At 70.0% G+C, this 9,429-nt stretch carries 4 protein-coding genes; 3 read left to right on the top strand and 1 reads right to left on the bottom strand.

Features of this window, described 5'->3' with window-relative positions; translation table 11 throughout:
* Positions 1-140 precede the first annotated feature (140 nt).
* Together VFW71_07995 and VFW71_08000 are read left to right on the top strand one after the other, a co-directional pair.
* The gene (locus VFW71_07995; protein ID HEU5002704.1) at positions 141-5,045 is read left to right on the top strand and encodes a hypothetical protein; all 4,905 of its coding nucleotides are present in this window, start codon (positions 141-143) and stop codon (positions 5,043-5,045) included.
* Entirely contained in the window at positions 5,042-5,437 is a 396-nt protein-coding gene (locus VFW71_08000) for a hypothetical protein (GenBank protein HEU5002705.1), read from the top strand. Before VFW71_07995 ends, VFW71_08000 begins: the two co-directional genes overlap by 4 nt.
* 265 nt (positions 5,438-5,702) lie before the next feature.
* Here VFW71_08000 and VFW71_08005 read toward each other — a convergent pair whose 3' ends face one another.
* A complete protein-coding gene (locus tag VFW71_08005) occupies positions 5,703-6,623 on the bottom strand; it encodes a hypothetical protein (GenBank protein ID HEU5002706.1) in 921 nt (306 codons plus the stop codon).
* Between the two features lie 226 nt (positions 6,624-6,849).
* On the opposite strand from VFW71_08005, the gene VFW71_08010 reads away from it, so the two are divergent.
* Positions 6,850-9,429, top strand: a 2,580-nt coding sequence (locus VFW71_08010) for a HAMP domain-containing protein (GenBank protein HEU5002707.1), incomplete at its 3' end; no start/stop codon positions are given.

Below are 9,429 nucleotides of genomic sequence, written 5' to 3' on the forward strand. Positions count from 1 at the left end.
TGTGCCTCTGCGGCCTCCAGCACCATCCGGATCGCCCGCTCCTTCATCTCCGGCGGGTACTGCCGTAGGGGGTTCTTTGATCTGGTCATTGCTCCATCCTTTCAAAGCGATGGAGTGTCCATCAGACCCAGGGCGGTTCAGTGGCGGGCTACACCTGGGCCTTCGACCACACGCCCACCGGCGATCCCGGGGAGGGCACGCCCTCGGGCGTCACCCAGACCATGCAGGCGGTGAGCGCCGGGGTGTGGTACCTGCACGTCCGGGCTGAGGACACCGCCGGGGGGTGGAGCGACATCGCCACCGCCCAGTTCGACATCGCCCCGGCGGCCTGCACCACCTGCACGGCGGCCAGCGTCGACGGCGCCGGGCTCAAGTCCTTCCACCCCTACCAGTCCTTCGCCCTGGGCGGCCCCTCCACCGCGTATGCCGACCTCGCCAATGGCAACCTGGTGGTGCAGACCACGCCGCTGTCCCTGCCCGGCATGGGCCTCAACCTGATCCTGCAGGCGACCTACAACCTGGACCGGGACCCGAACACCCCCGGGGCCACCGACACGATCACCGCCGGGGCGCTCGGGCCGGGCTGGACGCTGGCGGTCTCCGAGGGAGCCGACGCCAGCGCCGGCATGCTGGACGCCCCCGACATGGCCGATGTCGGCCACGCCCTGACGTCGGAGGCGACCAACTCCTTCGACTTCTACGACGCCTCGGGCACCCACCAGGTCTTCTTCCAGGACGCCGCCGGCTGGCACTCCCCGCCCGGGATCAACCTGACGATGTCCTCGGGCAGCGACGGCTTCGGTCCCTTCTACCGGCTGGTGCGCCCCGACGGGGTGGTCTACGAGTACCGGGAGGTCCAGGGCACCGGCTTCCGTCTGTCGTCGGTCTCGGACCTGAAGGGCGACGACCTGGTGTTCAGCTACGCCCCGGCCATCGGCTTCCCGTCCGGCCAGCTGACCGCGGTAAGCGAGACCACGGGCGGGCAGTCCCGCACCCTCAGTTTCTTCTGGTCGCCGACCAGCGTGACCCGGGCGGTGTTGACTGTGGGCTCCCAGAGCGAGGAAACCGACTTCGGCTACGACGGCTCCGGCCGCCTGACCGGGACCACCCAGGCCGCCGGCTCCCCCGACGCGGCGACCACCGGCTTTGGCTACACCGCGGCGGGGCTGTCCTCGGTCACCGACCCAAACGGCCACGTGAGCACCTTCAACGTCTCCTCCGGCAGGCTCACGCAGTTCTCCGACCGGGCCGCCCAGCCCTGGGGCATCGCTTATGGCGGAGCGGGCTGTTCCGGGGTGGCCCAGTCGGCGTCCGCCACCTGCGTCACCCAGCCCGGGGTGGCCACCCCCACGGTCTACAGCCTCTCGGCGGCCGGCAACATGGTGGGCTCCCAGGACGCCGGCGACACCGACGCCAGCGGCCATGCCCGCAGGAACCTCACCACCTACGGCTGGTCGGCCAACCGGCTGGTGACGATGACCGACGCCGCCGCCGACGCGACCGCCTACGCCTACAACGGTTTCGGGCAGGTGACCCAGGCGGTGCATGCCGGGGCCGGGCCGACCCTCACGACCACCGTCTCCTACCAGCAGGTGACCCCGACGGACAGCACGCAGGTCTCCTGGCTCGGCCTCATCCCGCTCAGTGAGTCCGGCTTCACCGTGAGCGGCGTCTCCGAGCTCACCGCCTCGACCTCGGGGGTGGGCACCCCGGCGCCGCGCAGGCAGAGCTTCGCCTACAACGGTGATGCCACCCTGGCCTCGGCGACGGACCCGACCGGGGTGACGACGACGTTCTCCTACGCCACCACCACGGTCGGGGACCCGCTCTCCTCGGTCACCGATCCCGACCACAACACGACGCACTACGCCAACTACGACGCCTCCGGCCAGCCGGGCATGATCACCGACGCCACCGGGACGGTGACCACCCTGGGCTACGACTTCCTGGGCGATCTCACCACCTCGACCAACGTGCCGCTCAACCTCACGACCCGCCACGCCTACGATCTGCGGCGCAACCAGGTTTCGGTCACCGACCCGGCGGGCGACACCACCCTGTCGTGCTACGACCGCAACGACAACCTGACCGCCACGGTGGCGCCGCTGTCCGCACCGGGCACCACCTGCTCGTCACCACTGGTGGCGGGGACCGGCGCCGGCTCCAGCGGCTCGGTGGCGGTCACGGTCTACGACCCCCGGGACCTGGTGTCCGCCACGGTCACCAACGCCGATGGGGCCATCCGCAAGAGCGTCTACTCCTACTTCGGAAACGGCCAGCTCTCCGGCATCGTCGAGCCCCGCAGCTTCAGCCCGACCACCGGAGCGCCGGTGTCGGCGGTGCAGCAGGTGACCTACGCCCGCTACCCCGACAACCGCCCGATGTCGATGACCGACGAGGTGGGGGCGACGACGGCGGAGACCTACACCCCCGACGGCCGCATCGCCACCGTCACCGAGCCCCCGGACTCGGGGGGCCAGCGGGCGGTCACCTCGTACGCCTACAACTGGTGGGGGGAGCCGACATCCACCATGGTCTCGGGGCACGCCGCCCCGACGCTGGACTCCTACGACGTCTTCGGCGAGAAGACCAACGAGACCAACCCCGCCGGCGCCTCGGTGACGACCACCTACGACGCCGACGGCCGGGTGGTGACCCAGACCGAGCCGGTCAACGGCAACACGACGCCGACCGCCACCGTCGTCGACACCTACGACCCCGCCGGCAACCTGAAGACGCTGACCCAGCCCACCGGCTCGGGGGGCTCCACCACGGTCACCTACACCTACAGCCCGCTCAACCAGCTCTCCTCCGAGACCGACCCGGGCGATGCCCTGCACCTGACCTCGTTCCTCTACGACCCCGCCGGCCGCCAGACGCTGCGGACCGACACTTACAACGGCGGCCCCGCCCTGCGCGCCACGGGCTTCGCCTACGACCCGGCCGGGCGGCTCACCACCGAGACCGCCACCGGGGCGGGCCTGACGACGGTGGTGGGCAGCTTCGCCTACGACGCCGACTCCAATGTCATCTCCACCGCCACCACCGATGGCGGGGCGTCCGCCCCCAACGTCTCGGCGCTGCGCATGGCCTACGACTCGGCGGGCGAGCTGAAGGCCGTGACCGAGACCGACTGGTCGCCGACCGCCACCGCGGTCACCAAGGCCTCGGCGTACGCCTACGACCAGGACGGGCAGGCGACCTCGGCCACCACCGACGCCCTGGCGGCTTCGCATGCCTACAACCTGGACGGCACCGAGGCGACGACCTCGGCTCCGGGCTACGGCTCCGTGGGCTCGTTCTACTACCCGAACGGCTCCCTGGCGACACAGACCATGGCGGGCGGGGTGCTCGCCACCCAGGCCTATGACGCCGCCGGGCGCCTGGCCTCCCGGGCGGTGACCGGCCCGGGTGGGGCGGCATTGTCCTCCTGGAGCGCCATCGCCTACGACGGCGCCGACCGGGCTACCGCCATGGCGGTGTCCAGCGCCCAGCCCGGGGGCAGCTCCGGTGCCTGGACCGCCGGGTTCGGCTACACCCCCGCCGGCTTCCTGTCGACCGCCCAGGGGCCGACCGATGCCGCCCCGGTGGCCTACCTACCCGACGACGCCGGCAACGACCGCTCGACGCCGTCGTCGACCCTGAGCTACTCGGCCAACCGGCTGACGCAGACCGTGAGCGTCCCCACCGGGACGGTGACGACCTACGGCTACGACCATCTGGGCGAGCAGACCACCCAGACCACGGGCTCGTCGGTCACCACCACGGTCTACGACGCCGCCGGGCACCCGGAGAAGGTCACCTCGCCCGACGGCTCCTGGGTGGCCTACGCCTACGACATCGCCGGGCGGCTGATCTCCCGCCAGGACTCTGCCAGCCCCGCCGAGCTCGACTTCTACGGCGGGGCCGGCTCGCAGCTGGTGGAGGCCACCGGCGTCTCGGGCACCGCCACCGCCGCCTACCTGCTCGACTCCTCGGGCAGCCCGGTTGCCCAGCAGACCACCGCCAACGGGCCGGGGACCTGGTCGAGCTTCGTCACCGATCCCCACGACAACGACGCCGCCCTGGTGGACACCTCCGGGCACGTGGTGGCGGCCTACGCCTACGACGTGCTCGGCAACCTGGTCTCCCAGACCGCCGCCTCGGGGAGCTCGTCGACGTGGGCATCCCGGCTCAAGTTCCAGATGGCGCCTGAGGACCCCAAACTCGGGGTCTACACCCTGGGGCCGCGCCTGCTCGACCCGACCGTGGGCCGGTTCACATCGGCCGACAACTGGGTGGCCTCAGAAGCCGACCTGGCCCTGCAGACCGACCCGTTGACTGGCAACCGGTACCTGTACGCCGGGGCCAACCCGGCCGGGATGATCGACAACGGGTACGGGTTCTGCCTGCTTGGCCACGTCCACGGCAACCCGAATGGCCCCTGCGTCGGGAGCCACGAAGCGAAGAAGGCCATCAGCATCATCTCGGCCTCATCGCCTGTGCAGCTGCCCACCTCGCGGCACGCGGTCATCCAGGACCTGAACACCGCGTTCAACCCTCTGGGGGCAACATCGCTTGCCATTGACCAAGGCGTAGCCCACGACGTCGCCTCGACCTTTCACGAATGCACTATCGAGGCCTGGGTGCACTGCGGCATTGGGATCGGCAACCTCGGTCTGCAGGCTGCCACAGGCGGCGACCTGACGGAGGCTGAGGGCGCCTTCGCCGCGGTAGATGAGGGTGAGGCGGCGTTTGCCGCAGAGGCTCAAAGCGAGCTCCCGTCCGTCATCTATCGGGAAGGGACGCCGCGGCCAGGCAACCTGACGCCGAGAGCCGTCGATGACGGCGCGCTGTCGTTCCGCGACAGCCTCTCAAATCCCATTGGGTCGGCGGAGAGGCCGGTCTTCCGGCCGGGCGAGCCGTACATCGGCATCGATCCATCCCGTCTTCCTCCGGGCTCGGTCGTCGTCGACAACGTGCCGCCGGGCCACGTCTCCGTGACCGGTGTAACCGTTGAGGAGTACCTTGGGGCGCTGATCGAGCGGGGCAGGTTCCCGAAGTGAGCGTCGCAGCCGAACGGGTGATCTCGCTGCTAGCCGAGTTGACTCGACTCTTGAGCGACTTCGCAGCCGAGCTAGGGCGCGAGTCGTCCGTGCGCTCATCGACTGCGGCGGTGACACCCCGGACGTACGGGACCAGAGACCGGGTCGAGTGCTACGTCGACGCCGAACTAGCGAGCGGTCACGCGGTCGGGTGTTGGCTGGAGTTCCGTTTTGAGGACGGCTCATGGATCGTCGAATCGAGCATCCGGGTCAACGGAGACGAAGGTGAAGACGAACTGCTTGGGCTTCCAACCCGCTACGCCGTCGATGATGAAGAACTCGTAGCCGAGGTGCGCGGGGCTGCCGTCGCGCTCATCGGCGCGGTGCGACAACTTGACTTCTCCGAACTATGACCCGGCGCCGCGCAACAGCGGGAGCATGTGCCTTGCTGTTCTTCGTCGTCTTCGCCCAGCTGGCTTCAGCCCGCGACGCACTGGATCTCCAGCGGCCCACAGGCGCCGTACGACGTCTCTCCGAAAGACGCGTGGGTACGTGTCAGACGTTTCTTGGCGCCCCCCGACCATCCGAGCCCCCTCGCACGTCTCGGCGGCCGGCCTGGCCTCCCCCCTCGTCAGCCGGGCACGTTATCTATGCGACGAGCGGTGAGTTCACCCAGCCTCATCCGTATCGCTTTACGAACTCGTTGAGGATCGCCGTGCACATCTCGTGCTGGGCCGCCGGCAGGGTGCAGGTCTCTGCCAGGCCTATGCCCGAGGCATCGGGCGGGTTGGCTGTGTGGAGGATCACCACCCCGTTGGCCGGGTCAGTCCCGCCGGAGGGGGCTCCGTAGCCCGCGGTACCGGGCGGGTCCTCGAACCCGATCGTCGTCGCTGAGATCGGTGTGTGAATCTCCGTCGGCGGGCTGGCCTTCGTGCACGGGACGCCGAGCGCTGAGGCGTCGACCGGATCGGAGAAGATCGGGCACACCAGCCCCAACCGGCAGCCCAGGCAGGCGCTGGATTCCGAAGACGACACTGCCTCGCGGGGATCCGCCTGGTAGCCCACAGGCTCTGGATCGACCGACGACGTCGGCGGCACCGCAATGATCGTGCCGCTGCCGTCGGCGCCCAGTGCCGCCCGGCACAGCCAGCCCCGGGGCGCGATGACCGTCTGGATCCCGGCTCCGTCCGTGTAGGCAGCGAGGCTTGCAGCCTGGGCCGCCGGGATATTCGTCCCCAGGGTCTTGACCGGCGCCCAGACCTGGGGATGGTCGATCCCGAACGACTCGGGGCACACCACGTTGGGCAGCACGGTGGACCCGGTGGCGGCGGGAGTACCGGACACGATGACGAACGCGCTCGTCGGCAGCGCGGAGGGGAAGGGTTCGGGGGAATGCCCCGGAGACACCGCCGGTGTCGCAGAGGGGGAGGGCGCCGGGGAGGCGGCCACGGAGGCCGACGCCCACGCCGGCACGGAAGGCGATGGGCTCGGCCGCGCCGAAGGCGGGGCCTTCGAAGAGCACGCCGTCAGCAGGACCGCCAGCGCCCCAAAGCCGAAGAGCATCCGCCGCCGCCGGTCCATGCCGGACACAGTGTGCACCCGCCGCACGCGCCCGTACAAGGAAATCGAGCAGTCAATTCCTGGTAAATCCTGGTGATCCCCAGCCGCGCCAAACATGAACCCTGCCCGGGCGTGCCGACCGGATCCCTTCCCCGCTCTCGGCCGCCCGAAACCTTGCCTCCCAAGCAATCAGCAACAAAGGGCCGTCATACTTTCGCGGCCGAAACCAAGCACGCACACAGGCGGATACCAGGAGGGGGGAACCATGAGCACGGTGGAGATGGTGGGTACTGACGCCTTTCACGCTGAGCTTCTGGCGGCCCTCCGGGACGCGCGCGCCGGGAACCAGTCTGTCCATCTCAACGGCAACCGCACCGGCATCGAGGGCGAGATCGTGGCGGCCCTGAACGACCTTGTTGCCCACAACGCCGGCCTCACCCGGGAGCTGCAGCGGGTGGCCAAGGTGGTCGGCCGGGACGGGCGCATGACCGAGCGGGTGCGCACGAGCGCCTCCGGCGAGGGCTGGGGGACGGCGGTCGATGCGGTCAACTCGCTGATCGACGACCTCGTGCGCCCGACGACCGAGGTCGCCCGGGTCATCTCGGCGGTGGCCGAGGGAGACCTCAGCCAGAAGATGGCCCTCACCATCGAGGGGCGGCCGGTCAAGGGCGAGTACCAGCGCATCGGCCACGTCGTGAACTCGATGGTGGACCAGCTCTCCTCGTTCTCCTCCGAGGTGAGCCGGGTAGCCCGGGAGGTGGGCACCGAGGGCAAGCTCGGCGGGCAGGCCACCGTGGAGGGTGTGTCGGGCTCCTGGCAGGACCTGACCCAGCGGGTGAACCTCATGGCCTCCAACCTGACCGACCAGGTGCGCAACATCGCCCTCGTCACCACCGCGGTGGCCAACGGCGACCTCTCCAAGAAGATCACTGTCGACGCCGCCGGCGAGGTGGCCGAGCTGAAGGAGACGGTCAACACCATGGTGGACCAGCTGTCCTCCTTCGCCGACGAGGTCACCCGGGTGGCCCGGGAGGTGGGCACCGAGGGCCGCCTGGGCGGGCAGGCCGAGGTGGAGGGCGTCTCGGGCACCTGGAAGGACCTCACCGACTCGGTGAACGTCATGGCGTCCAACCTGACCTCGCAGGTGCGCAACATCGCCCAGGTGGCCACCGCCGTGGCCCGGGGCGACCTCAGCCAGAAGATCACCGTCGAGGCCAAGGGCGAGGTCGCCGCCCTGGCGGACACGATCAACTCGATGACCGACACGCTCGGCGCCTTCGCCATCGAGGTCACCCGGGTGGCCCGCGAGGTGGGCACCGAGGGCCGCCTGGGCGGGCAGGCCGAGGTGGAGGGCGTCTCGGGCACCTGGAAGGACCTCACCGACTCGGTGAATGTCATGGCGTCCAACCTGACGTCGCAGGTGCGCAACATCGCCCAGGTGACCACGGCCGTGGCACAGGGCGACCTCAGCCAGAAGATCACGGTGGACGCCAAGGGCGAGGTCGCCGCCCTCGCCGAGACCATCAACTTGATGACCGACACGCTGCGCGCCTTCGCCGACGAGGTCACCCGGGTGGCCCGCGAGGTGGGCACCGAGGGCCGCCTGGGCGGGCAGGCCGAGGTGGAGGGGGTCTCGGGCACCTGGAAGGACCTCACCGACAACGTCAACCAGCTGGCGGGCAACCTGACCAGCCAGGTGCGCAACATCGCCCAGGTGACGACGGCCGTGGCCCGGGGCGACCTCTCGCAGAAGATCACCGTCGAGGCCCAGGGCGAGGTGGCCGAGCTGAAGAACACCATCAACACGATGGTGGACCAGCTGTCCTCCTTCGCCGACGAGGTCACCCGGGTGGCCCGCGAGGTGGGCATCGAGGGCGAGCTGGGCGGCCAGGCGCACGTGAAGGGCGTCTCGGGCACCTGGAAAGACCTGACCGACAACGTGAACCAGCTGGCGGGCAACCTGACCAGCCAGGTGCGCAACATCGCCCAGGTGACGACGGCCGTGGCCCGGGGCGACCTCTCCCAGAAGATCACCGTCGAGGCCCAGGGCGAGGTGGCCGAGCTGAAGAACACCATCAACACGATGGTGGACCAGCTGTCCTCCTTCGCCGACGAGGTCACCCGGGTGGCCCGCGAGGTGGGCACCGAGGGCAAGCTCGGCGGCCAGGCCCGGGTGCCCGGGGTGGCGGGGACGTGGAAGGACCTCACCGACTCGGTGAACTTCATGGCCTCCAACCTGACCGACCAGGTGCGCGACATCGCCCGGGTGACCACCGCGGTGGCCACCGGCGACCTCTCCCAGAAGATCCTGGTCGAGGTGCGGGGCGAGATCGCCGAGCTGAAGCGGACGGTCAATACGATGGTGGACCAGCTCTCCGCCTTCGCCGACGAGGTCACCCGGGTGGCCCGCGAGGTGGGCACCGAGGGCAAGCTCGGCGGCCAGGCGCTCGTGCCCGGGGTGTCGGGGACCTGGAAGGACCTCACCGACAACGTGAACCAGCTGGCCGGCAACCTGACCGGCCAGGTGCGCAACATCGCCCAGGTGACCACGGCCGTCGCCCGGGGCGACCTCAGCCAGAAGATCACGGTGGAGGTGCAGGGCGAGGTGGCCGAGCTGAAGAACACCATCAACACGATGGTGGACCAGCTGCGGGCCTTCGCCGACGAGGTCACCCGGGTCGCCCGCGAGGTGGGTACCGAGGGCAAGCTCGGCGGCCAGGCGCTCGTTCCCGGGGTGTCGGGGACCTGGAAGGACCTCACCGACAACGTGAACCAGCTGGCCGGCAACCTGACCGGCCAGGTGCGCAACATCGCCCAGGTGACCACGGCCGTCGCCCGGGGCGAC

It is taken from the genome of Actinomycetota bacterium (genome assembly GCA_035765775.1).
Lineage (GTDB): Bacteria > Actinomycetota > CADDZG01 > JAHWKV01 > JAOPZY01 > DASTWV01.